We start from the raw sequence: 24,330 nt of genomic DNA, 5'->3' as shown, positions 1-24,330 counted from the left end.
CCTTTGCAGCGCCTTGCCGCTCAGAGCTTATCCATCAAAGGGGGCTTAAGAAATAACGCCTGCATAGGTATCTCTGTCTTTGAATATATTATCAGCATGTCAGTTCATGACTGTCGGCAAGCAGCTCGTGTATTTCATCTGCCGGCAGCGGTCCGGAAAGGATCACACTGACCCAGTGCTCTTTATTCATATGATAAGCAGGCAAAATGCCGTCTTTCTGACGTAATGAGCCGATGTGCTCCGGCCGGACCTTAACCTCAAGTATGTCGACTTTATCTTCCGTTTTCAGCCCCAGCTTGGTACCGGATACATTCATCACGAGACCAAACCATTTATCACCATTGTGATGACGAAGCACGGCATAATCCGGCAGGTTACGCCAGAGATATTCCGGCTCCGAATTATAGTGTTCCCGCGCGTACCTGAATAACGACTCTCTTTTCATAATCACTCCCGTATCGTCGGTTTATACCGTTCTGACCAGCCCGTTCCAGCGCCTGCGCGGGTATGCACAGAGTCGTATCCAGGGTGAAGCCTGTGCGGATGAGGAACTGCCGAACCCAGTACATACCGTATCCTCCTGAGAAGATGCCTGCAAGGTAACAAGTGCCTGACTGGGTTACGTTTACCGGTTGTTCGGCGGCGTACTGCCTGACAGTAAACCGCCCCTTTACCTCGCGGTTTAGCTCCCGGCAACAGACTCGCGAACGAAATCTTCATAAGTGCGCAGCGGGTGTCCAATGAGAGCCTGTAGCTGTTCTGCGGTTCCTTCAGCAGCTTGCATGCCGAACGTCTGAATACCAGCCATCATCAGGCTCATGTCATAAGCCAGCCAGTTGGGACCGTACGAGGCGAGTTGCTCTTCAAACGCGGTGACGTCATCTCCCCCGTAAGTAATCTCGCGACCCAGGGCTGAACTCCAGATCTTCGCCACGGACGCACCGGTCAGCGGTTGCGGCCCAATCAACTCCAGCGTGACAGGATCCAGCGCAGACGATGCCCTGTCGCGTCGCAGCAACTCAGCCACGGCGACATCCGCGATATCGCGCGCATCAATCATTGAGACGCCCGCCGAGCCGACAGGCATCGGGTACACCGCGTAGTTCTGAATCGTCTGTTGAACCATCAGGTCGTTTTGCATGAAATAAGCCGGACGCAGAATGGTGGCGGGGATGTCATGACTTTTGATCATGCGTTCAACCGTATGCTTGCCGGTAAAGTGCGGAACGTTGGTGAATTTATCAGCATGGATCACCGACAGATAAACGATACGCTCAATGCCCGCCTCGCGGGCGAGGTTCAGGGCGATCAGGGCCTGAGTAACCTCATCGGGCGTAACCGCATTCAGCAGAAACAGCGTTCGTACCGATGACAGCGCGGCACGCATCGACGCGACGTCGGTCAGGTCTGCAACGACTTCCGTAACCCCTGCCGGAAACTCGCGCTTACCCGCCTGGCGTACCAGGGCTTTGACCCCGGCGCCAGCGTCAGCCAGACCCTGAATGATAAGTGAACCAATGGTGCCCGTGGCACCGGTAACGAGAATGCTCATATTTAACTCCTGCAAGATAGTGATAATGGTTAACGTGAGAAATCCGCAACGACCTTACCGGTCCGTGAAACGGTACGATTACGTTCGATTGCGTTGGGAATATCAGCGAAGCCCACTACGCCGCCAATTCTGGACTGTAGCGTGCCGCTGGCGACGTCGTTGGCCAGCTTCCCGAGTAATACCGGATCGGGCTTATTCATAAACCAGAGACCCCAATCAGTACGGCGCGTTGTACGTTGTTCATTGCAGTTCCTCGTAGCAAGTTCTGATAACGAGACAATATTCCGTTGCAATTAAAAAACAAAGATCCTAAAACTTAGACACCTTGTCTCATAAATGGAACACCATGAACCTGAACGCGCTGTCTGATTTCATACTCGTCGCCACAAATGAAGGGCTGGGGAAGGCAAGCCGCGCAAGCGGCATTTCCAAAGCCACGCTATCGCGACGCATCGCAGATCTTGAGGAGCAACTGGGTGTGAGGCTGATCGAGCGAAACGCTCGCGGTTTGAAGCTCACCGAAGCCGGGGCGACGCTGATCTCCCGGACTGAAGGCCTGCTGAGTGAGGTGACCGAAGCCATGACGGCGGTCGGTGATGGTATTTCGACGCCTCGCGGGCGTTTGCGTGTCGCCGCTCCGGTGCTGTTTTCCCAGCTTGCGATGGGGCGCATTGGTGCCGAATTCTGTGCGGCCTACCCGGAAATTGAAATTGAAATCGTGGCGGAAGATCGCATGGTAGATCTGGTCGAGGAACAATTTGACGTCGCAATCCGCATCAACCCAAGCCCCGACAGCAATTTAGTCGGACGGTGTTTCGCCAAAGACAGGCTGGTTGTCGTGGCCGCACCTGAAATAATCAGGCCACTCCCCGGCGCAATCAGGCCAGTGCCCGGCATCGTAACGTCGAGTTTCCAGCCTGCCCACTGGAGTCTCGATGGCGGGCAACTGGTCCTGGAGCCGATCCCAAAATTGCGCTTCTCTTCGTTACTGATGGTCCGCGATGCGGCAATCGCCGGCGGTGGGGCTGCCCTCATTCCGCAATCCATCGCATGGAACCAGCTTGCCCGCGGCGATTTAGTTCAGTGGGGCATCGTGTCGGGGGCAGAGCGGGAACTTTGGGTTTTGCATACTTCCAGGCGGCTTGCTGCGCCAAAAGTTCGCGCATTCGTCGATTTCCTGTGCGCCCGATACCCGGACATGTCTCTGGTTCTCAACGGATAGCGCTCTCAATTTTTTCTTTCGCGCAACAGGAGGATTTCATAGCCAACTTCCGGAGACAGGCGACCGGTCACCGGCAAAATTCTCAGGGGGTAGCAGACGACCAGATTCAGCCGCTATCTGTGCAGTATTCAGCTCACCTTCTTTTGATAGCATTAATCCGCATTAGACATCTATACGTCTATCCCTTAGGATCATTGCACCCGGGATAACCACCTGACAGACAATGAAAATTAAACATTTACCTCTTGATCAAAATATTAACGGCTGGGCGGCGCTGCGGGGTGATATTCCCCGCCATCCGGCTTTACGTGGAAAAGTCACGGCAGACTGGCTGGTGATTGGCGCAGGCTTTGCCGGGCTGGCATTTGCCCGTCGTATTGCCGAGCTTCGGCCGCATGAGCATGTTGTGGTACTCGAGGCGCTCGACGTGGCCGATAACGCTTCGGCCCGTAATTCGGGTTTTGTGATTGATTTACCGCATACCGTCGGCAGCACATCGGCTGAGCTGGAACACGCCAATGCGTACCGGCGTCTTTTACAGTACGGGTTGCATCATCTGAAAGAGACCGTCGATAAACATGATATTGCGTGCGACTGGCTGAATTCAGGCAAATACCATTGCGCCGTGAGTGCGCAGTTTGACGGTGAAATCGCGCATTATCAGCAGGAACTCACCACGCTCGGCGAAAGCTTTGAGCTGCTGGACAGAGCCGCACTCCGCCAGCGTTTGGGCACCGGTTTTTACCGCAGCGCGGTGTATACGCCCAACTGTATTCTGGTGAATCCGGCGGCGCTGATCAGCGGGCTGGTGGCCACGTTGCCGGCAAACGTCACGGTTTATGCCAACTCACCTGCGTTGCAGATTGACACTCAGGGCACTATTCATGCAGAAACGCCGCACGGCGAAGTGCGTGCCGGTAAACTGATGCTGGCGATCAATGGTGCAGCACGCGGGTTACCGCTGTTCAAAGGCAACGTCTTCGCGATGTCGACGTTTGCAACACTGACTGAACCGCTGTCACCCGCACAACGTCAGCTTATCGGTGATATTGCGCCGTGGGGCTCGACGCCGGTGAATGCACTGGCGGGTGCGACGTTGCGCTATACCTCTGACCATCGCTTCCTGATCCGCGAACACGTCAACTTTACGCCAGGTCTGGTGACCCGTGCGGTAGAAACCGGCCGTCATGCCCGCCGCCATCAGGCATTATTTGCCCGTATTTATCCGCAGTTACAGGACGTCAATATGGCGTACACCTGGTCGGGGCTGATCAGCATTACGCGCAACGGCGCGCCGGTATGGGGGAATATTGCGCCGAACGTGTATTCGTCAGCGGGATGTAATGGTTCCGGCAGTTCCAAGCAGAGTGCGTTCGGGCGGTTGCTGGCGGAACATGCGCTGGGAGAGGACAATCCGTTGCTGGCCGATATGCAGGGCATCGGACGCGCCAGTTATCTGCCGCCGCGCCCGTTCCTGGATGTCGGTGTGAAAGGATTTATGGCCCGTGAACGCTGGCGTTCACGCAGCGAGTTGTAGAGACTGAACATAGCCGGTCGCCGCATAACCGGCTTTTTAATGACGTTTATCGACGCGCGCCACGATACGATCGCCCAGCCACTGAATGCCGCAAACCATCACAATCAGCACGACGATCACTTCTATCATCACCACCGTTTCAAAACGCTGATAACCGTAACGGATTGCCAGATCACCCAGTCCGCCTGCGCCGATAGCGCCCGCCATCGCCGATGCGCCAATCAACGCCACCAGCGTGACCACAAATCCGGACAAAATACCGGGCAGCGCTTCCGGGATCAGCACGTCCCAGACAATACGCAGTTTACTGGCACCCATCGCGCGAACGGCGTCAGTCAGTCCGCGATCCACGTCGCGCAGCGAGACTTCTGCCACGCGGGCGAAATACGGCGTGGCGGTAATCGACAGCGGAACAATCGCCGCCCAGGTGCCGAGCGATGTGCCCACCAGAAAACGGGTTACCGGGATCAGCGCCACCAGCAAAATGATAAATGGCAGAGAACGGAAACCGTTGATCACCAGCCCGAGCGAGCGGTTAACCCAGCGATTTTCGGCAATGCCGCCAGGACTGCTCATCACCAGAATCAGGCCCAGCGGCAAACCCGCGATCAGCGAGAACAGGCCGGAAACTGCCGTCATCAGCAACGTTTCTTCGACGGCGTTAATCAGTAAATCAATCATTACCGGAGACATAACCTGTCAGCTCCACGGTGGCCTGGTGCTGTCGCAGCCAGTCTAAAACAACCTGCTCAGATGCCGTATCGTTTACCGGCACTGAGAAGAAGAAACGCACAACGGCATAATGCTGAATATGATCCACGCCGCCCTGGATCAGCCGGAATTTGCCCGGTAATGCCGTCGCCATTTGAGTGAGTATTTCGCCCTGCCGCCCCTGCTCCGCATACTGGACGCTGTAAATGGCCTCGCCCTGACGTACCGGCGACAACCGTTCAGCCAGCGCTTCCGGCAGTTGCGGCAATAATCCCTGTAACAGCGTACGGGTCAGCGCGGACTGCGGATGCGCAAACACCTGCCACACCGGCCCCTCTTCGATAATTTCACCGCCATTAATCACCGCCACGCGATGCGCGATTTTTTTAATCACCTCCATCTCATGGGTGATCAGCAAAATGGTGATGCCGAGTTTCTGATTGAGGGATTGCAGCAGCGCCAGAATCGAACGCGTGGTTTCAGGATCGAGCGCCGATGTCGCTTCATCGCAAAGTAAAAGTGCCGGACTGGCTGCCAGCGCACGGGCAATACCGACGCGCTGTTTCTGACCGCCGGACAACGCCGCCGGATAGTTCTTTGCCTTATCTTCCAGCCCGACCAACGCCAGCAGTTCGGCGACACGCGCCTGACGCCGTGCCTTGTTATATCCGGCGATTTTCAATGGCAGCGCGACATTCTGCTCAACCGTTTTGGCCGACAGCAAATTGAAATGCTGGAACACCATCCCCACGCGACTGCGCACTGACTGCAAGGCTTTCTCGCTCAGGCCGGTGATGGCATGGCCTTCGATTTCAATCACGCCGCTGTCCGGCTGTTCCAGTCCGTTCAGGCAGCGGATCAGGGTGGATTTCCCCGCACCGCTGCGGCCAATAATGCCCAGGATTTCGCCCCGCCGGACCGTCAGCGAGACATCTTTCAGCGCCTGAATTGTGCCAAACTGACGGCTTACATGGTCAAGGCGCACGACGTCATGCACCTCATCCTGATGCGTTTTCAGAGTGCCACCGGCAAACTGCCCGGCGTTAGCCGGGCGTGGAGGGGCTTTTTCTGAAGACGTCGCCGTGAACTGCGCACCGGTTTCAGAGATGATCGTCATGCTTTACATCCTTACCAGGCCGTCACGCCGGTGCCTTTATAGACCTTATCAAACACCTGTTTGACAGCCTCGTTCTGGTAAGAACTGACCAGCGTTTTCACCCACGGCGCATTCACATTTTCAGTTTTCACCGCGATGAAGTTGTTGTAAGGATTATTCTTTACCGGTTCCTGCGCGATACGATCCGCAGGCGTCAGGCCACTTTTCAGCGCCCAGTCGGTGTTCACAATCGCAGCATCCAGATCCGGCACGGAGCGGCCGATAATGCCGGAATCCAGCTCTTTAATGGTGACGTGGCGCGGGTTCTCAGTGATATCCGCCGTAGTGGCGAAAATACCGGCGCCCGGTTTGAGTTTGATCACGCCAGATTGCTGAAGCAGGATCAGCCCGCGCGCTTCGTTCGCCGGGTCATTCGGCACGCCAATCACCGCCCCTTCTTTCAGCTGGTCGGCAGATTTTACTTTTTTAGAGTACAACCCGATTGGCCACACAGCGGTATCACCCACGCGCACGATGTTGTAGTGATTCACTTTGATCTGGTTATCGAGGAAAGGCTGATGCTGGAAGGCATTGGCATCCACTTCGCCGTTTTGCAGGGCTTCATTTGGCTGGTTGTAATCGTTGAAAATCACCGGTTTTACCGTCAGACCTTTTGCTGCGGCCTGTCTGACCACTTCACGCCAGACATCTTCGTCCTCCCCGCTGATAATTCCGACCTTAACCGTGGTTTTATCGGCGGCCTGTGCCGCACTCAGCGGCGCCAGCACGCTGCCGGAAATGATCACTGCCGAGGTCGCGGCCAGTAAAACAGCACGGTGAATACGGGTCTTTGTTTTGTTGAATGTCTTGCGCATACGCTATCCCCAAAAGTGTGATGAGATGCCTGCTTCGGGCTGTGTTTCCGTGCAGGAATTTGGCGAGTATACCCATCGGCTTATTTCTTTATAATATTGTTTTAATGATAGTTATTCTTGAAATGAATAACCGAAATGGGATAGTAAAGCGATAAAAATGCTAAGTGTTTTTTCAATTGCCATTTCCCCAATTTGCTTCCAATAAAAAACCCGCCGGAGCGGGTTTTTAGCGTTTAGGGCAAACAGCGGATTAAGACTGCGGATCCACCGGCTGAACTTCAAGAGAAACCATGCCGATGCCCAGTTTACGAGGCTGGAAGCCGCCGCTGGTGCCTTCAGTGGGTTCGGTCGGTTCCGGCGGCGTGATGACGATACTTTGCTCCGCTCCCGGATTGGTGAACTGTACTTTCACGATACCGTCTTTATCGCCGAAGGTGACAAACTGCTCCTGATCCCCGACACGGACGGAAACCGGCTTATCGATGTTATTGCCGTAAGCCCGTGCGCGGATCACCACATCAAAGGTGGCGGGCAGCGGTTTAACGTAATCAATTTTCACCGACGGTGCCAGATTGGCATCTGACCAGCGTCCCCAGTTTTCAACGGCTGAAACACCGGTAATCGCTTTTACCTGCTCCGGCAATCCCGGCACCATAAAAGCGATGGCTTTCGACTGATAAGTGGTGGCGGAATCATCAATGTTCAGCGTCTTCAGGGTTTGCTGATAAATCGCATTGCTGCCCGAGGTGTCTTTCACGAAGTCCACTTTACCTTTGAAGGTATCACCGGTGATCTGCACGATCGTCGGCTTCGCCCCGAGGTTCCCCGATGCAACGCACAGGCCGGTATTGAGCGACAACTCTGGTGCCCAGACGCGTCCCATTTCGTAGCATTTATCAACCCAGACAAAGTTATCGCTGGTCGCCAGTCCGGCCAGTTGTTTTTTCAGCGGCGTGGACAGATAGACATCAAACATCGGCTCAATTTTGTCTGCCGTGACCTTCAGAATAAACGGCGTTTTGATGGTCATGCCGGAGAAGGTGAAAGTGCTGTCTTTGGTATTCACCGCATAGTCTTTGATGCTGTTCGGGAAGCCCCACTGTTTGATGACCGCCGGTTTCCAGGCATTCACTTTGTCATCAATATTGAGGAACTGCGCAGTCATCGATGTCGCAGAAACACCGCTGCGTCCAAGACCGATGTAGTTGTCGCCGCCCATCATATCCAGTACGGTCGCGCCATTATCCAGGGTGCTGCGTTTCGCACCGTTCAGCTCCCCTGCCGGATGACGCCCGTCGAGTACGAAGAACAGGTCTTTACGGTTCTGTTTGGTCAGAATGTTGTAAGCCGTGTTGTTCATCGCCAGATGATCGGAAGACACCACAATGATGGTGTTATCGAAATAACCGGACTTTTTAATCTTATCGATAAATGCGGCAATCAGTTCCTGACTGCAGGACACGGCGCTCAGAGACTGGTTGGCTTTACCGTTCACTTTATATTCCTTGCGGGTACAGCCGCGGGAAATAAAGCCGTCAGGATGATGCGTATCAACGGTCAGCGTGAACAGTGAGAACGGCTTACCTTCCTGACTCAGCGTCACGAATTTTTTGTACACCTCATCCAGCAAGGTGTCGTCATACCAGCCCCAGTCATTTTTATAAGACGGGTCCGCGACAGTCGGACGCAATTCGTTGTAACCATAAAGATGGTCGAAACCATGGGATTTCAGGAAGGTCCCTTTGCCTGCGAAAGCCAGTTCAGCGCCCTGATAGAAATAGTTGGTATAACCTGCACCTTTGAGCACATCGCCAAGACAGACGTTTTCAGGGTAGAAAGTCGCCAGTGCACTGGAGGCATTACCATCAAACGGCGCAAACAGCGGGATCCCACACTGAGAAGCCACCATACCTGCGATGGTATAGCCAGTGCCCGGCAACTGTTTGGTGTTTGTGAAATCGGTACTCTGCGCTTTATGGCGGTTTAATTCGGTGGTCAGGCCGGGGAAGACTTTGTCATCAAAATACGTGCGTTCCAGACTCTCGCCGTAGATATAAACCAGGTTAGGCTTTTTCGCGCCTTTAATGGCTTTTTCGGGCACTTTGTAATAGGTACTAAAATCTGCACCGCTGCCTGAGATTTGCGTTTTGACCAGACGCGAGATGTTCTGGAATGCCTGTGTGGAACCGACAGAAAAGACCGCCAGCACCACGGCCAGCGCACTGTAGACCGCGCTGCTGTTTTTGGCACGACGCTGCTTCAGCCCCCACGCCAGCAAAGCGAATACGCTGACAAGCCCTGCCAGTAAACCGATAAATGGCAGGATATATTTATTGAGCCCCGCCCCTTTCAGGCTACTGGTGACGGTATATAACACCGCGTCCGTGATGCCTTCACCGGTGAAATAATTGCTGCCGATCAGGATGACGTTAAGAATGACGTAAAGCCCGAGGAAAAACAGCACCAGTGAAAACCAGACACGGCTGGCCGACGCCCGCGTGACGTAGAGAAAAATAGAAGAAAGAAATAATACGAAGGAAATTATCTCAGAAGCCATTTCAGCACCCTGTCTGATTTAAACAATAAACTCTACGACCCATTTCTGCTGTTTTACGAGCAGCGCCGACGGTTCAACTCATCGAGCGAATGACCCGTTTGTCATTCACTTACTTCATCCCTGAGACAGGAAAATTCATGCCAAAAACGGATAGCGCTATATAGCCTGTTGATCCTGGTGGGTCAACGCCTTAACACGGCTTCAGGCCACTGATGTGCCCAAAAAAACTGACGTTTTACAAATTCATGACAGCTAATTCCGCATGATACCTCAGAAAATTAACTTTCCGGTCACCTTTCTGTAAGAATTGCATGATAGCGGAATACTGTGGGCGAAATGTGGAGGCAGGTTGAAAATGCGGAAAAAAGTTGGCGGGAAGGCCCGCAATACGGGGTATCGCGGGCATTGAAGATGAAAAATCAGATTCCTCCGAGATAAGCTTTCCGCACCTCCTGATTATGTAAAAGTTCTTCGCCTGAACCGCTAAGCCGAATTTGTCCGTTGACCATCACATAACCCCGGTCAGAAAGCCTGAGCGCATGATGCGCATTTTGCTCCACCAGAAAGATAGTCATGCCGTTTTTTGCCAGTTCGCGCAAGGTCTGGAAAATCTGTTTAACGATAATAGGCGCCAGCCCAAGACTCGGTTCATCGAGCAGTAACAGCTTCGGGCGACTCATCAGCGCACGGGCAATCGCCAGCATTTGCTGTTCACCACCGGACATGGTCATCGCCCGCTGTTTACGGCGTTCCTTCAGGCGCGGGAATAACTCAAACATGGTGTGCAGATCTTCTGCCGCGTGTTTATTCCCGACGGGAATGGTGCCCATCAGCAGGTTTTCTTCCACGGTCATATCCGGAAAAACACGTCGCCCTTCCGGCGATTGCGCTATGCCAGCCGAAGCCACAAAGTGTGTCGATTTGCGGCTGATATCTTCCCCGCGAAACAGGATCTGCCCGCTCTGTATACGTGGCTGGCCGAATATCGACATCAGCAGCGTTGATTTCCCGGCACCGTTGGCACCAATCAACGCCACCGTTTCCCCCTCACTGACCTGCAATGAGACCTGCTGTAATGCCTGAATCGCCCCGTAATACACATTCACATCACGAAATTCCAGCATCGCGTCGCTCATAAGCTGACCTCGTCGTCTTCATCAGCACCCAGATACGCGGCAATGACTTTCTCATCGTTCTGAATAGCCTGCGGTATTCCTTCGGCAATCACGTCGCCGTGGTCGAGCACGATAATGTGGTCGGAAATGTCCATCACCATGCCCATATCATGTTCGATCAGCAGCACGGTGATGTCGTGATGATCGCGCAGGAAGCGGATAATTTTGCTCAGCGTACGTGTTTCAACCGGATTCAGACCGGCTGCCGGTTCGTCCAGGCAAATCATTTCCGGCGCGGTACACATCGCTCGGGCGATTTCCAGCCGGCGCTGCTGACCGTAAGACATTTCCCCTGCCAGCCGGTTGGCACAATCCACCAGTTCCACCACTTCCAGCCAGTAAAATGCGCGGTCCAGCGCCTGATTTTCCGCACGGCGATAACCCGGCGTATTGAGCACACCGGCAATCAGGTTGCGGTTGGTTTGCATGTGCTGAGCGACCAGCAGATTTTCAACCACCGACATTTCACGAAACAGCCGGATATTCTGAAAGGTACGCGCCAGCCCGGCGCGGTTAACCAGGTGTGTACCGCCGAACATTTTGTAGAAAATACGTTTGCCCAGTTGCGCTGGTTTTATCCAGTCATCAGGCTGAAATTTCTGCCCGAGCACCTGGATTACATTGGTCGTCCGGCGGCGCGTATTGAGCAAAATATTGCCGCCGGACGCTTTATAAAAACCTGTCAGGCAATTAAATACCGTGGTTTTTCCTGCGCCGTTCGGGCCGATCAGCGCGGTAATCGATCCGCGTTTCACCGCAAGATTCACATCGTTCAGCGCCTTAATGCCGCCGAAATGCATGCGCAAATGCTCGACACTCAGGATGTTGTTATCCGCTAACGCTTCGCTCATGGCTCGACTCCTTTACGCACGGCAAACCCGCTGCGGCTGATGCGGATCAACCCGCGTGGCCGCCAGATCATCATCACCACCATTAAAACGCCGAACAGCAATACGCGATATTCGGCAAAGCTGCGCAACAGTTCCGGCGCGACGGTCAGCACAAATGCCGCCAGCACCACGCCGATGGTTGAGCCCATACCGCCCAAAACCACAATAGCGAGAATCAGTGCAGATTCGAAAAAGGTGAAAGACGTCGGATTAACGAAGCCCTGATACGTGGCGAAAAACACGCCAGCAATTCCGGCCGTGGAAGCCCCGAGGGTAAAGGCAGACAGCTTGACCAGCACATGATTCAGCCCCATCGCGCGGCAGGCAATCTCATCCTCACGCAGCGCTTCCCACGCGCGGCCAATCGGCATGCGGGTCAGCCGGTGTTTGATAAACAGCACCAGCAACACCACCAGAACCAGCACGGCATAGATGAAGATAAATTTCATATTCGGGTTATAGGTCAGATGGAAAAACTCGTGGAACGGCACGCCGCCCTCTTTCGCCCGCCGGCCAAATTCCAGCCCGAAAAAGGTGGGCGGAGGCGCGGAAACACCGTTCGGACCGCCGGTAAACGACAACCAGTTGGTCAGCACCAGCCGGATGATTTCACCGAAACCTAACGTCACGATCGCCAGATAGTCGCCGTGCATACGCAGCACCGGGAAACCCAGCAACGCACCCGCCAGCGCGGCCATCACCGCCGCCAGCGGCAGCATCGACCAGAAGCCGAGGTCGAGATACTGATACCCCAGCGCCAGCCCGTAAGCCCCGATGGCGTAAAACGCCACATACCCCAGATCGAGCAAACCGGCCAGTCCGACCACGATATTCAGCCCGAGGCCGAGCAGCACATAAATCAGTCCCAGAATGGCGACCGTCAGAATGTATTTGGTGGCGACGAACGGGAAGAAAATGGCCAGCACAATCAGCAGCGGAATAACCCAGCGCAGATGACTTTTATAATCCGGCGACCGGACATAGACGCCCGCGCTGTCGGATTCGAAACGCGCACGCATTTTCTGCCCGGCTGTGGTTTCTAAAAATGCACTGAGCAGGAAGCGGCCCGTCATCACCGCAGCAATGATCCAGACCAGCCTCTGGCTATGAAAGTTAAAACTGTAACCATCGAGCACCACGCCGACCACCGGCCCGAAAATAATCAGCGCCACCAGCCCGGCAAAAATGGCATCCAGCAGACAGCGTTTAAATGAAAATCCGCTGTTCACAGCAGTTTGTGACATCATTTTATTTCCCTCACACTTTCGTCACGACCGGACGGCCCAGCAGGCCCTGAGGGCGGAAAATGAGGATCACCACCAGCAATCCAAAGGAGAACACATCTTTGTAATCAGAATTCACCATGCCCGAGAACTGCGCTTCGGCAATCCCCAGGATCAGCCCGCCCAGCATCGCGCCGGGTAATGAACCAATGCCGCCGAGTACCGCCGCGGTAAAAGCTTTGATGCCGATGATGAAACCGGCGTAGAAATCAAACGTGCCGTAGTTCATGGTCACCAGAACCCCGGCCAGTCCGGCCATCGCTGCGCCAATCATGAAGACCAGCGAGATAATGCGGTCAGTGTTAATACCCAAAATGGAAGCCATTTTTCTGTCCTGCTGCACCGCACGACACATACGACCAAGTTTGGTATTACTGATAATCCACGATAAAACCAGCATGCCAGCCAGCGACGCCACCAGAATGAAAATTTTGGTGTAGGTCATCTGGACAAAACTTTCGCCGATATGAAAACGGAATGCGCCATCCAGCATGGTCGGAATGCCCTGCTGTCGCGGCCCCTGACTGATTTGCGCGTAATTTTGTAAGATAAGTGACATGCCGATAGCAGAAATCAGCGGTGCAAGACGGGTCGAATTACGCAGCGGCTTATAGGCAATGCGTTCAATCGCCCAGCCATACACGCCGGTGACCACGATGGTGAACACCAGCGTGCCCAGTATCAGTAGCGGAAAAGAGTGAAGCCCGAAGAAGGAAAGCAGCGCCAGCGCGATGGCACAGAGGTAAGCCGAAATCATATACACTTCGCCGTGCGCAAAGTTGATCATGCCGATAATGCCGTAAACCATGGTGTAGCCGATGGCAATGAGACCGTAGACAGCACCGAGCGTAATGCCATTAAACAGTTGTTGCAGGAAGAATGAATCCATAAATACGCAGTCTCTTTTTGTGACCGCGCCTGGCTAAGGGCGCATTCATTAAAGCTAATAAAGCGTTATCGTTGCAGCCAGTTTGGACCCGGCCAGCGCACAAGAGCCGGAGCGTACATTAAGTACGTGAGCCAGTTCTTTCATAAAGAGTGAGCACTGCCCGGGTTCAAAATGGCAAATAAGAGTGCTTTATTCCTTAACTTCCTGATATTTGCCTTTGTCGTCCCATTTATAAACCACGTAATCAGAGACTTTCAGGTCGCCTTTACTGTCCCAGGCTTTTTTGCCCATGACGGTATCGACGCTGTTGGCTTTAAGCCAGGCGCTGGCTTTGGCGGAATCACTGCCGCCGGTGGCTTTGAAGGCGGCGGCGATCGCCTGCACGGAGGCATAGGAGTAAAGGGTGTAGCCTTCCGGCTCGAACTTGCTGGCGCGGAATTTATCGATAACGACTTTGCCTTCCGGGATCAGACGCGGGTCTTTGCCGAAGGTCATCAGAATCCCGTTGGTATATTGCGGGCCGCCTGCGGCGGTGACCATTTCTTCGTTGACGATACAGTCGCCGGAGAAGAACGTGGCCTGCACGCCCTGCTCACGCATCTGGCGTACCAGCGGACCGGCTTCAGGATGGCAACCGCCGAAGAACACCACGTCCGGTTTCTGCGCACTGATTTTGGTGACCAGCGCGTTGAAGTCTTTTTCGCCGCGCGATAACCCTTCATACATCACTTCTTTCACGCCACGCTTGTTAAGCGCCGCTTTGGTGGCATCCGCCAGCCCCTGCCCGTAAGTGTCCTTGTCGTGGATGATGACCACTTTTTTGGCTTTCAGCTTGTCGATGATGTAATCACTGGCAACCTGCCCCTGCTGGTCGTCACGTCCGCACATGCGGAACATATCACTCATGCCGCGTTCGGTGATTTGCGGGTTAGTGGATCCCGGCGTGATGGCGATAATGCCGGCATCGTTGTACACCTCAGATGCGGGCATGGTAGAAGATGAACAAAAATGCCCGACCACCGCCTGCACTTTATCCTGATCCACAAGACGGTTAGCGACCGCAACGGCCTGTTTCGGTTCGCAGGCATCATCGCCCTGCACCAGTTTGATTTTCTCGCCGTTGATTCCGCCAGCGGCATTAATGTCTTCAGCGGCCTGGGTGGCACCATGCCAGTACTGATCGCCATAGGTGGCATTCGGGCCGGTGAACGGGCCAGCGACGCCAATCACGATATCCGCACGCGCGGTAAACGCAGTGACCAGACAGCCTGCCAGCAACAAAGAAAGAGGACTTTTAATAAATTTCATCGACATCATCATGATCCTTAGGACAGAGTTTATGCAAAACGGGTTATGGAAAACGCATGTAGCAAAAACACCAACACGAAGTCGTAATCAGAAAATCTGAAATTTAACGCTTAAGCCTTAAGACTGAGGGTTTCCCGCTTATCTCCGGGGGTGAAAACATCAAAGGTAAAAAAACATAAGCAAAATATCTGCCATTGTTACTCAACCTCTGAGAATGTGACGGGTTATGTGAGTATAGATAGCGACGGGAGAGCGTTACGGGCAACTGACAGAAACAACGACGGGATCACATCGCACCGCGCTGGTGCACAAGCACGGTTTTGCACGCACCCTTACGCCGGGTGACATTTTTATTCTTTGCTTCTTGCGGCGGGTTGTTTTGTAATATGGGCAGATGATTGCAACGGGAAACTACTGAACAATGAAGAAATTATCCTGCCTGACGGCTGTGGTTCTGGCTCTGTCGTTAACTGGCTGCGCCAGCGATTATGTGATTAACACCAAATCCGGCGACCAGTTTTTCGCCCACGGCGAACCGGACCGTGACCGCAATACCGGCATGACCAGCTACACCGACATGAATGGCGATTATCATCTGATGAACACCAATGATATTGCGGGCATTGTGAAGAAGTAGGGTTACGGATGGGAATTGCATTTATCTCAAAACCTGGCCGATGACACACATGGTCGGCTTAACAAAACAGTCATGCTATGTGGTGCACAAACGGCACGCAATATCACGACTGTTTTGAGAATCAGATTACTCAGTAATAAAACGTGAAACAGACGCAGCAAGATTTTGTGCCTGATCTCGCAGCGCATTGGCGGCAGCAGAAGACTCTTCCACCAGGGCCGCATTTTGTTGAGTCACGCTGTCCATTTCCACTATTGCCTGCCCTACCTGAGATATTCCCCTGTTCTGTTCATCCGATGCCTGAGTAATTTCATTCAGTATTTCGGTAACATTAGCCACTTTGGTCACAATGTCATGCATGGTAGTCCCCGCCTGTTCTACCAGATCTGACCCTGCATTAATTCGCTCTACCGATTCACCAATTAAACCTTCTATTTCTTTTGCAGCCTGAGCGCTTCTCTGCGCAAGGCTTCTCACTTCGCTTGCCACAACAGCAAATCCCCGCCCCTGTTCGCCAGCACGCGCCGCTTCAACAGCCGCATTGAGAGCCAGAATATTGGTCTGAAAAGCGATGCTATTAATTACCGTCGTAATCTCAGCAATTTTTGCTGAGCTTGCAGTAATTTCATTCATAGTTTTCACCACATGAGAGACGAGTTGCCCGCCTTTATTCGCCGTTTCTGAAGTACTGCCCGCCAGGCGGCTAGTATGATGAATATTGTCCACGTTCTGTTTAACCGTCGCAGTTAACTGCTCCATGCTGGCTGCCGTTTCTTCAAGCGCAGCAGCCTGTTCCTCAGTGCGTGCGGATAAATCATTATTACCTGCCGCAATTTCTGCGGAGGCATGGCTCACCTGCGTCACACCGGTACGAATATCCCCGATGATACGGCGGAGATCGGTGTTCATCTCATCTACAGCTTGCATCAGTTCTCCCAGCTCATCACGACGCGTGGTATTGAGATGGGCTCTTAAATCACCGCGCGCTATCTGTCTGGCGACGTCAAGCGTGTCAGCCAGAGGCTTCACAATTTGGCGGGAAATAATCAGTGCAATGCCAATACTTAATAAGACTGCTGCTACCAGGAGTGAAGTCATCCATATAACTGCATTTCTGATATCGTCATGCGCCGCGCTCAGCTCCGATTCAAATATATTGTCACTCAGGGTGGTCAGCTTGCCGCCTGCTTTCGCAAGCAACTGAGTCGCTTCCTGCTCAGCAATATAGGATTGGAGGTAGTTTCCGGCACTCGCCTTTTTGGCCGAGACCGAGCGTTCAATTTCTTCAAGTATGCTGACATCAGCCGGATTTAACTGGGATTTGACGGCATTCATTTGCTGAATCGATTCATCCATAAAACCTGTTAAAGCCTGAAGGGATTCCTCAGTATTCTCAAACTGGAGGAGTTTTACACGTGTCGCCACCCCATCAATGTGTCTGACGATATCCCCTAACGCGATCGCGGTGACAGCACGTGCGGGATCTCGTGCATAGGACTGAGCCAGACTGTTAATCTCAGATTCTTCGCGTGTCAGCACAAAACTACTGACAACAAGATCACGTTGTTGGGTCTCGCGGACCGTTTGAGCACGCTTGTCACGATACGTCTTCATGACCTCTGACATTTCATTAAGCATCTTCAGGTGCTCTGTATCCCAACGAAGCAACCTGAGACTTTCAATTTTTTTATCAACCTGCTGTAAGTTCACCTCATTCATTGTGATGTATTTTTCATCGTGCGTTTTCACATATTCCAGTCTTTCAGCTTTCGCCATAGCAAACTGGTCAGTTATCACTTTAAGCTGGCTTATTTTCTCAGCTCGAATGGAAATATCATTCAGATTTTTAATACCACATAAAGCAACTGCAATGCTCAGCAATAAGATAAGTCCGAAACCTAATGCTAATTTTTTCCCGACCTTTAGATTTTCAAAATATGACATAAATATTTTCATAGCGCATGGCTCTCCATTATTTTTATAAATACAATTGTATGTGAAGCACATGGGGTATCGGCAGGCTATAAAAATTAGTTAATAAAAAACTCAGTTTATTAAGTTACAAAAGTCAGTAATTTAACCGCTATAAAACCTTATTCTTTGTATGAATACTTTTTTATTAATTACACCCTATTAATGGTGAGGTAATTCTCTATAAAAAAGCATTATTTTAATTTTCTGCCACTCTTAAATATTAAAGACGTTATCTGAACATACATCGCGCAGTATCAGCTTCCGACGCGAGGACATAAAAAAACCGGGCGGAAGCCCGGTTTTGGTTTGCAGCGAGAACAAAAATTACAGCCCGTTTTCGGCAATATCCATCGCGAAGTAAGTCAGGATAATATCTGCGCCAGCACGTTTAATCGCGCCCAGGCTTTCACGTACGACAGCACGCTCATCAATAGCACCTGCTTGTGCAGCGAATTTGATCATCGCGTATTCACCGCTGACCTGATACGCCGCCAGTGGCAGACGGGAGGCTTCGCGGATATCGCGGATCACGTCCAGATACGCACCGGCCGGTTTCACCATCAGCGCATCGGCGCCTTCCTGCTCGTCCAGCAACGATTCACGCACGGCTTCGCGGCGGTTCATCGGGTTCATCTGATATTGCTTGCGGTTGCCTTTCAGTACACTGCCGCCCGCTTCGCGGAAAGGCCCGTACAGGGAAGATGCAAACTTGGTGGAATACGCCATGATTGAGGTATCGATAAATCCGGCTTCATCCAGCGCACTGCGGATGGCCTGCACCTGACCGTCCTGCGCGGCGGATGGCGCGATGAAATCTGCACCAGCAGCAGCCGCCACGACAGCCTGTTTACCGAGGTTGACCAGGGTTGCGTCGTTATCCACGCCGTGGTCGTGCAACACACCGCAATGGCCGTGTGAGGTGTATTCGCAGAAACAGGTGTCGGACATGACAATCATTTCAGGCACGGTGTCTTTACAGATACGCGCCATACGCGCGACCAGACCGTTTTCGTTCCAGGTATCGCTGCCGGTAGCATCCATGTGATGCGAAATACCGAACGTCATAACAGAGCGGATACCGGCGCGGGCGTAACGTTCGATTTCAAATGCCAGGCGGGATTCAGGGATGCGCAACACACCCGGCATAGCTTCGATGGGTACGTATTCAGAGGTCTCTTCTTCTACGAAAATCGGCAGTACCAGATCGTTGACGCTAAATTCAGTTTCCTGAAAAAGAGTGCGCAGGGATTCGGACTGTCTCAGGCGGCGAAGGCGTGAGCTCGGGAACTGATTCGACATGAAAACTCCTAAAAATTAATCTGTTGCGCTGATATTTTTTAGAAACAGGAGCACAGACAGTTCAGACGGCAGGAGGCGATGGCAGCGCCGTCAGACGATGAAGCCCGCATTTTATAATAACTTTTAAACAAATGATGAACTTTCCGTGAGGAGATGTAACAGAGGCCGCAATTTTGGAAAGGCGATCCCGGAACAGGGATCGCCTGAAGGAATGATTTAACCGAGCTTGATCTCGCGATCTGCTGAGGCAATCGTAGACGGACGGTGGGCGATAAATATCCGCGTAATATCCAGTTCGCTGATCGCCTGATTGATGCGCATTTCATTGTCCAGATCCAAATGGCTGGTGGCCTCGTCGAGGAACAGTATCGCCGGACGGCGGTACAGTGCGCGGGCAATCAGCAAACGCTGTTTCTGACCACCCGACAGGCTGCCGCCCAGTTCGCTGATCAGCGTTTCATAGCCCATCGGCATCCGTTCGATATCGTCGTGGATGTTACAACGGCGGGCGCAATCAATAATACGCGCTTCATCTTTCTGCTCATCAAAGCTGGCAATGTTCTCGGCGATAGATCCGGCGAACAACGTGTCATCCTGTAACACACAGGCGATGCAACTGCGGTAATTGTTCAGTCCGGCGGTGGTGATATCCATACCGTTAATCAGAATGCGACCTTCGGTGGGCGTCAGCAAACCGGTCATGATCTTCATCAGCGTGGTTTTACCCTGCCCCGACGGCCCGGTGATCGCCACACTTTCGCCCGCTGCCACCGACAGGTTCAGCCCGTTGATCAGCGGTGCGGAAAGGCTGTCGTACTGAAACACCAGATCCCGCACCTCCAGCGACGCTGCCTCGCCCGCCCGCAGCAACTCACGTTCCGGCAGTGATTTCTCGGTGCCGGTCAGCGCGATATCCGCGATACGGTCGCGGTGCAGGGAAAGCATCCGCAGTTGCAACACCATATTCAGCAGACTGGCAGCACGTTCGGAGAACTGCCCGCGGTAGGTGTTGAAGGCCACAAACATCCCCAGCGTCATATGGCCGTCAATCACCTGCGTCGCCCCCAGCCACAGCAGCGCGACCTGATCGAGCGTGGCGATCAGCGTGTTGCCGCCGGTAAACATCATCTCAAACCTGGTTTTGCGCACCGTCGCATTGGCGTTATCAATGTTCAGATTGAGCCAGAAATTGGCGCGGGCTTTCGATAAACCCAGTGCTTTCAGCGTGCTGATGCCGTAGAGCGTTTCCATAAAGTGCGAACCGGCACGCGCACCTTTAACGATTTGCTCCTCGGAAACCTGGCGGTAAGCGTTATACGTCGTCAGGCGGAAGATGACATAAATCGCCGTGAAGCCAAGAATCACCCAAATCAGCCAGCCGCCATACAGCACCATCATCACGATTAACCCGACCGACATAATGCCGTCGATAATACTGTTGACCACGTTGGTGGTCAGCGTGGTACGCAGCGTATCGAGGGAAGTAAAACGCGACTGAATATCCCCGAGTTTGCGTTTCTCAAAATAATCGAGCGGCAGTTTCATCAGATGATCGAACAGCCGCGCTTTCCATTGCACATCAATCAGCGTACTCATCACCAGCGATGTCCAGGCGCGTAACATGCTGACGCCGGTGCGGAAAATGATGAAGAACAGCAACCCGAGGCAAATCAGGGTCAGTAAATCCGGGTCTTTCGCCGGGATCACATGGTCCATTACCAGTTGCATCCCGACCGGCAGCAGCAGGTTGACCGATTCGATCATCAGCGAGAGGCAGAAGATTTTGGTCAGCGCCGGAATAAGGCCGCTGACATTGCCCATCATTTTGCGCAGATCCAGCCGTACGCGCGGTTTCTCCGAGGTAAAACCGTTGTCCGGCCACAGCTCGAGTGCCACGCCGGTGAAATGCTCGGACACCTCGCGCATGCCAAGCGAACGGCGGCCAAAGGCCGGATCGTGAATAATCACTTTGCCCTGTTTAACGCCAACCAGCACCACGAAATGATTGAGATCCCAGTGCAAAATACACGGCGTTTTCAGCGCGTTCAGCTCATCGATATCCAGCTTTAACGCGCGGGATTTCATCTCATTCGCTGCCGCGATATCCATCAGCGTGCGCAGTGTCGCGCCCCGTGAAGATATGCCATAGCGCTGACGCAGGCTTTGCAAGTCCACGTGTTTGCCGTGATAGCCAAACACCATTGCCAGACTGGCCAGTCCGCACTCGGCGGCCTCGGTTTGAATAATCTGCGGCACCCGGTGGCGCCAGCTAAAGTGCAGGCGGTCAGCCAGCTCCCGTACGTTATCGAGATTCATTGATTGGCCCCACCACGCTTTTCTTCATGCTGTAATACGGAGACAACATCCACTGATACAGCGGCCTTTTCTCCAGGAATAACGTCGACTCGGCTTTCATGCCGCTGGATAAATTCAGCGTTTCGCCGTGCCAGTTCATGGCTTTTTTATCCAGTGAAACAATCACTTTGTAATACGGCCCGCTGACCGTGCCATTGGCCGTTCTCGGCGCGCTGGCGTAAGAATTCAGCTCCTGTTCGGAAACCGGCGCAGAGGAAATCGATTCCACCTTGCCGGGGAACTGGCCATATTTTTCAAACGGATAGGCTTCGTACCGAATATTGATGTGCTCGCCGGCTTTCACGTAAGGCACGCTTTCATTCGGCAGCCAGGCAACGAGAAAGAACGGGGAATTACTGGCCGGTACAAGTTGCGCGAGGCTGTCACCGGCGTTGACCATCTGTCCGGGCGTGACGCTCAGCGAAGAGATTTTGCCGGAGGTCGGCGCGGTGATCAGCAATGACCCTTTGGCATCGGCCTGCGCCAGCTGGCGTTCGAGGTCATTGCGCTGGTAGCCGTACTGTGAAATCTGGTTATCAAACTCGGCGGCGCGGGTGACCAGTTCGCTGCGCAGATTGGTGATTTGCAGCGCTTCCTGAATCGCCTGGGTGTTCAGGCTCTGGAACGATGTCTGCTGCTGGTAAAACAGGTAGCGCTGATTATTCAACTGGTCAGTATTGATCAGGCCCTTCTTCTGATATGCCCCGTAGTTCTGCATGCTCTTTTTCATGGCATCCAGCCCTTCCTGCGCCGAATCCACCATGCTTTGTGAAACTTCATGCGCCTTCTGATACTGATCGAGTTGCTGTTGCAGGTTTTGCAGGGTTTCCTGCTTATTGTGTTCCAGCTGGGCAATAATGGAATCGATTTGCTCGCGCTGCTTTTTAATAGCGGCGAGCGTGGTGGTACTGACATTCCCCGCCTGCGTCACGCGGCTGACGTCGATTTCATATAAAGGCTGGCCTTTTTTTACGGGTTTACCGGTATCGACATACAATTTGGTGACCACGCCCTGCTCAGGGCTGAATAAATTAATGCTGTGCGGCTGAGTAATGATTTCACCGCTGACGTTGATGCGACGTGTGTAGTTAGCGAAGATCAGGAATACCAGTAAAGCAAACAGGAAGAGGGCCGTGAGTGTCGTGACGATCCATAAAGGCCAGCCGGCGAGCAATAAAGCCTTACCCGCCCAGTGACTTTGCTGATGTTCATTGACCTCTTTACGAAAGAGCATATTTAAGTGTTCCAGAAAAACCGGCTGTAAAAACAGAATCTTTGAAAGATAGCAGCACATAATCACGCTGCCACCGCGATTACTCTGAAACACCGGATGAAGTTATTTCCACGCAGGGATAATTGCGCAGCAATATTAATTTCAATGTCTTATAAAAAATAACCACCTGACCTTTGGTTCGATTATTTTTTGCACATTGCATTAATTATTCAGATTTAAAAATATATTAATAATGATTTCAAACAATGAGTTACATATCTAAATCCACATAGGAGATTATTCCTAGTCAAATTCCGCCCGCAGTACTCTAGGCTTAATCCCTGTGAAGACATTGCGTAGAAATTATCTCCATAGACTTACTCAATGTTTTCATCGCCCCCGTTATTTAAGGGGACTTGCTTTAACAGATTAAAAGGAAGGCCTAAGATGAAACAATTAACAGAACATGATATTGAAATGGTTAATGGTGCGGGTTGGTCGGAAGATGTTAATAAGGTTGCCGATCGCCTATCAAACTTTGGTCAGGACGCGGTGAGTGACACCAGTAATGCGGTGAACAAGGCGTATTCACAAATTTCCGATGGTCTTGCTAAAGCACAGAACTATCTGACAACCTAGTTTATAAACAGCTTTTGTTGTACCGAAAGTTAATTTATAAGCAACTTAGTCAGAGTAATACAAGCCCCTGCTCACACGCGGGGGCTTTTTTTATTCCCTAAAATATTGTTCAGACTCTCGAATCAATATCACTATACGAAGCCAAATTTCTGAGTAAACTCTATTCCCACAATTTCACCATGTGAATACAGTCTCCTCACACTCCGAAAAGCAGGATGCTTTTCACATGCCAACCAGGGACCGGAATGGACACACTTTCCCGCTACTCACTTGATATCTGGAACAGCCCTTACAGTCTGGACGTGCTGAACTTTCGCGGCGAGGAACAGCTCAGCGAGACTTTTTCCTACACCGTTGACGTCACCTGCCCCGCACCGGATATCGGTGCCGCGCAGATGCTGCGCCAGTTCGCCAGCTTTACGATGGGCACGCCTTTCCAGCCGGAACGCGTCGTGTACGGCGTTATCCGTGACTTTCAGCGCCTGTCGACCTCCGCCGACGAAACCCTGTACCGCCTTGAGCTGGTGCCGCGCCTGCGGCTGCTGGAAAACAGCACCAACAGCTTTATTTTTCAGAACCAGTCGGTGCCTGAAGTGGCGGAGTTTATCCTGCGCAAGCACGGGCTCGAGGGGCAGGATTTTGAGTTTCGCCTCAGCCACACCTACCCTGACCGCGAACTCATCACCCAGTGGGGCGAGACCGACCTGCAGTTTATAAAACGCATTCTGGCCGAGGTCGGTATCTGGTTCCGCTTTGAGGCGGACACGCGCCTGACGTGTGAAAAGGTGCTGTTCGGCGACGGGCCGGAGCAGTACCAGTTTGGCGTCACCCTGCCGTACTGCGAGCCGTCGGGGATGCGCGACGGCCACGCCGAAAGCGTCTGGGGGCTGAAAATCCACTGGAACGCCGTCACCGGCAAAATCTTCAAACGCGATTACAACTACCGCGAGGCCACCACGCCGCTGGACGTCAGCGCGCAGGTGCGCAGCGTCGCGCCGGTGACCGGCGAAAGCTACCTGTACGCCCGCCCTTACCGCGAGGCCGGTGAGGACGTGGACGCCGCCGCCGAAACCGGCGCGTTCTACGCCCGCATCCGCCATGAACGTAAACTCAATCAT

General features: G+C 52.9%; 21 protein-coding genes. 5 read left to right on the top strand and 16 right to left on the bottom strand.

The window, feature by feature from the left end; translation table 11 throughout:
* Positions 1 to 91: 91 nt before the first annotated feature.
* From LC431_RS19255 to LC431_RS19245, 3 genes are all read right to left on the bottom strand, one after another.
* A complete protein-coding gene (locus LC431_RS19255; protein ID WP_112198548.1) occupies positions 92 to 445 on the bottom strand; it encodes an MmcQ/YjbR family DNA-binding protein in 354 nt (117 codons plus the stop codon).
* Positions 446 to 682: 237 nt separating this feature from the next.
* A complete protein-coding gene (locus tag LC431_RS19250) occupies positions 683 to 1,552 on the bottom strand; it encodes an NmrA/HSCARG family protein (RefSeq protein ID WP_223510176.1) in 870 nt (289 codons plus the stop codon).
* Positions 1,553 to 1,581: 29 nt separating this feature from the next.
* Complete coding sequence (locus tag LC431_RS19245; RefSeq protein ID WP_015690107.1) at positions 1,582 to 1,752, bottom strand: NADPH:quinone reductase; 171 nt, start codon at positions 1,750 to 1,752, stop codon at positions 1,582 to 1,584.
* A 146-nt stretch (positions 1,753 to 1,898) separates the two neighbouring features.
* Between LC431_RS19245 and LC431_RS19240 the strand changes: the two genes are divergently transcribed.
* Positions 1,899 to 2,774: a LysR family transcriptional regulator gene (locus LC431_RS19240; protein WP_223510196.1), complete on the top strand. Its 876-nt coding sequence runs from the start codon at positions 1,899 to 1,901 to the stop codon at positions 2,772 to 2,774.
* A gap of 223 nt (positions 2,775 to 2,997) precedes the next feature.
* The gene (locus LC431_RS19235; RefSeq protein ID WP_013576026.1) at positions 2,998 to 4,311 is read left to right on the top strand and encodes an FAD-binding oxidoreductase; all 1,314 of its coding nucleotides are present in this window, start codon (positions 2,998 to 3,000) and stop codon (positions 4,309 to 4,311) included.
* Positions 4,312 to 4,347: 36 nt separating this feature from the next.
* On the opposite strand, the gene LC431_RS19230 is transcribed toward LC431_RS19235, so the two are convergent.
* From LC431_RS19230 to LC431_RS19190, 9 genes are all read right to left on the bottom strand, one after another.
* Positions 4,348 to 5,004 (bottom strand): methionine ABC transporter permease, encoded by a 657-nt coding sequence (locus LC431_RS19230; RefSeq protein ID WP_112152193.1) that lies wholly within the window; start codon positions 5,002 to 5,004, stop codon positions 4,348 to 4,350.
* Positions 4,985 to 6,139: a methionine ABC transporter ATP-binding protein gene (locus LC431_RS19225; protein ID WP_112152192.1), complete on the bottom strand. Its 1,155-nt coding sequence runs from the start codon at positions 6,137 to 6,139 to the stop codon at positions 4,985 to 4,987. Before LC431_RS19225 ends, LC431_RS19230 begins: the two co-directional genes overlap by 20 nt.
* Before the next feature lie 11 nt (positions 6,140 to 6,150).
* Positions 6,151 to 6,993: a MetQ/NlpA family ABC transporter substrate-binding protein gene (locus tag LC431_RS19220; protein WP_013576029.1), complete on the bottom strand. Its 843-nt coding sequence runs from the start codon at positions 6,991 to 6,993 to the stop codon at positions 6,151 to 6,153.
* Positions 6,994 to 7,243: 250 nt separating this feature from the next.
* Entirely contained in the window at positions 7,244 to 9,550 is a 2,307-nt protein-coding gene (opgB, locus tag LC431_RS19215) for a phosphatidylglycerol--membrane-oligosaccharide glycerophosphotransferase (protein WP_013576030.1), read from the bottom strand.
* A gap of 419 nt (positions 9,551 to 9,969) precedes the next feature.
* The gene (locus LC431_RS19210) at positions 9,970 to 10,686 is read right to left on the bottom strand and encodes an ABC transporter ATP-binding protein (RefSeq protein ID WP_013576031.1); all 717 of its coding nucleotides are present in this window, start codon (positions 10,684 to 10,686) and stop codon (positions 9,970 to 9,972) included.
* On the bottom strand, positions 10,683 to 11,576 hold the full coding sequence (locus LC431_RS19205) for an ABC transporter ATP-binding protein (protein WP_013576032.1): 894 nt from the start codon (positions 11,574 to 11,576) through the stop codon (positions 10,683 to 10,685). Before LC431_RS19205 ends, LC431_RS19210 begins: the two co-directional genes overlap by 4 nt.
* Complete coding sequence (gene livM / locus LC431_RS19200; RefSeq protein ID WP_223510195.1) at positions 11,573 to 12,859, bottom strand: high-affinity branched-chain amino acid ABC transporter permease LivM; 1,287 nt, start codon at positions 12,857 to 12,859, stop codon at positions 11,573 to 11,575. The genes LC431_RS19205 and livM overlap by 4 nt, the downstream gene beginning before the upstream one ends.
* Positions 12,860 to 12,872: 13 nt before the next feature.
* The gene (locus tag LC431_RS19195; RefSeq protein WP_013576034.1) at positions 12,873 to 13,787 is read right to left on the bottom strand and encodes a branched-chain amino acid ABC transporter permease; all 915 of its coding nucleotides are present in this window, start codon (positions 13,785 to 13,787) and stop codon (positions 12,873 to 12,875) included.
* Positions 13,788 to 13,976: 189 nt separating this feature from the next.
* A complete protein-coding gene (locus LC431_RS19190) occupies positions 13,977 to 15,101 on the bottom strand; it encodes a branched-chain amino acid ABC transporter substrate-binding protein (protein WP_112152190.1) in 1,125 nt (374 codons plus the stop codon).
* Between the two features lie 415 nt (positions 15,102 to 15,516).
* On the opposite strand from LC431_RS19190, the gene LC431_RS19185 reads away from it, so the two are divergent.
* Positions 15,517 to 15,732: a YgdI/YgdR family lipoprotein gene (locus tag LC431_RS19185; protein ID WP_013576036.1), complete on the top strand. Its 216-nt coding sequence runs from the start codon at positions 15,517 to 15,519 to the stop codon at positions 15,730 to 15,732.
* 126 nt (positions 15,733 to 15,858) lie between these two features.
* Here LC431_RS19185 and LC431_RS19180 read toward each other — a convergent pair whose 3' ends face one another.
* The 4 genes from LC431_RS19180 to LC431_RS19165 form a co-directional block, all read right to left on the bottom strand.
* Entirely contained in the window at positions 15,859 to 17,688 is a 1,830-nt protein-coding gene (locus tag LC431_RS19180) for a methyl-accepting chemotaxis protein (protein WP_223510175.1), read from the bottom strand.
* 342 nt (positions 17,689 to 18,030) lie between these two features.
* Positions 18,031 to 19,005 (bottom strand): porphobilinogen synthase, encoded by a 975-nt coding sequence (gene hemB, locus LC431_RS19175; RefSeq protein WP_013576038.1) that lies wholly within the window; start codon positions 19,003 to 19,005, stop codon positions 18,031 to 18,033.
* 216 nt (positions 19,006 to 19,221) lie between these two features.
* Complete coding sequence (locus LC431_RS19170) at positions 19,222 to 21,321, bottom strand: peptidase domain-containing ABC transporter (RefSeq protein ID WP_013576039.1); 2,100 nt, start codon at positions 21,319 to 21,321, stop codon at positions 19,222 to 19,224.
* Positions 21,308 to 22,594, bottom strand: coding sequence for an HlyD family secretion protein (locus LC431_RS19165; RefSeq protein ID WP_223510174.1), 1,287 nt, complete (start codon positions 22,592 to 22,594; stop codon positions 21,308 to 21,310). The genes LC431_RS19170 and LC431_RS19165 overlap by 14 nt, the downstream gene beginning before the upstream one ends.
* Positions 22,595 to 23,020: 426 nt before the next feature.
* On the opposite strand from LC431_RS19165, the gene LC431_RS19160 reads away from it, so the two are divergent.
* Entirely contained in the window at positions 23,021 to 23,212 is a 192-nt protein-coding gene (locus LC431_RS19160) for a hypothetical protein (protein ID WP_013576041.1), read from the top strand.
* A 245-nt stretch (positions 23,213 to 23,457) separates the two neighbouring features.
* The coding region (locus LC431_RS19155; protein ID WP_370633904.1) for a type VI secretion system Vgr family protein at positions 23,458 to 24,330 on the top strand (873 nt) is incomplete at its 3' end.

It is taken from the genome of Rahnella sp. GSA61A (assembly GCF_019969905.1).
GTDB classification, from domain to species: Bacteria; Pseudomonadota; Gammaproteobacteria; order Enterobacterales; family Enterobacteriaceae; genus Rahnella; species Rahnella aceris.
The sequence above is the reverse complement of the archived record's forward strand: the minus strand, read 5'-3'. Positions and strand labels throughout refer to the sequence as shown.

Coding starts and splice junctions, on each gene's coding strand:
- LC431_RS19255 (WP_112198548.1), bottom strand. CDS start 445: ATGAAAAGAGAGTCGTTATTCAGGTACGCGCGGGAACACTATAATTCG.
- LC431_RS19250 (WP_223510176.1), bottom strand. CDS start 1,552: ATGAGCATTCTCGTTACCGGTGCCACGGGCACCATTGGTTCACTTATC.
- LC431_RS19245 (WP_015690107.1), bottom strand. CDS start 1,752: ATGAATAAGCCCGATCCGGTATTACTCGGGAAGCTGGCCAACGACGTC.
- LC431_RS19240 (WP_223510196.1), top strand. CDS start 1,899: ATGAACCTGAACGCGCTGTCTGATTTCATACTCGTCGCCACAAATGAA.
- LC431_RS19235 (WP_013576026.1), top strand. CDS start 2,998: ATGAAAATTAAACATTTACCTCTTGATCAAAATATTAACGGCTGGGCG.
- LC431_RS19230 (WP_112152193.1), bottom strand. CDS start 5,004: ATGTCTCCGGTAATGATTGATTTACTGATTAACGCCGTCGAAGAAACG.
- LC431_RS19225 (WP_112152192.1), bottom strand. CDS start 6,139: ATGACGATCATCTCTGAAACCGGTGCGCAGTTCACGGCGACGTCTTCA.
- LC431_RS19220 (WP_013576029.1), bottom strand. CDS start 6,993: ATGCGCAAGACATTCAACAAAACAAAGACCCGTATTCACCGTGCTGTT.
- opgB (WP_013576030.1), bottom strand. CDS start 9,550: ATGGCTTCTGAGATAATTTCCTTCGTATTATTTCTTTCTTCTATTTTT.
- LC431_RS19210 (WP_013576031.1), bottom strand. CDS start 10,686: ATGAGCGACGCGATGCTGGAATTTCGTGATGTGAATGTGTATTACGGG.
- LC431_RS19205 (WP_013576032.1), bottom strand. CDS start 11,576: ATGAGCGAAGCGTTAGCGGATAACAACATCCTGAGTGTCGAGCATTTG.
- livM (WP_223510195.1), bottom strand. CDS start 12,859: ATGTCACAAACTGCTGTGAACAGCGGATTTTCATTTAAACGCTGTCTG.
- LC431_RS19195 (WP_013576034.1), bottom strand. CDS start 13,787: ATGGATTCATTCTTCCTGCAACAACTGTTTAATGGCATTACGCTCGGT.
- LC431_RS19190 (WP_112152190.1), bottom strand. CDS start 15,101: ATGTCGATGAAATTTATTAAAAGTCCTCTTTCTTTGTTGCTGGCAGGC.
- LC431_RS19185 (WP_013576036.1), top strand. CDS start 15,517: ATGAAGAAATTATCCTGCCTGACGGCTGTGGTTCTGGCTCTGTCGTTA.
- LC431_RS19180 (WP_223510175.1), bottom strand. CDS start 17,688: ATGAAAATATTTATGTCATATTTTGAAAATCTAAAGGTCGGGAAAAAA.
- hemB (WP_013576038.1), bottom strand. CDS start 19,005: ATGTCGAATCAGTTCCCGAGCTCACGCCTTCGCCGCCTGAGACAGTCC.
- LC431_RS19170 (WP_013576039.1), bottom strand. CDS start 21,321: ATGAATCTCGATAACGTACGGGAGCTGGCTGACCGCCTGCACTTTAGC.
- LC431_RS19165 (WP_223510174.1), bottom strand. CDS start 22,594: ATGCTCTTTCGTAAAGAGGTCAATGAACATCAGCAAAGTCACTGGGCG.
- LC431_RS19160 (WP_013576041.1), top strand. CDS start 23,021: ATGAAACAATTAACAGAACATGATATTGAAATGGTTAATGGTGCGGGT.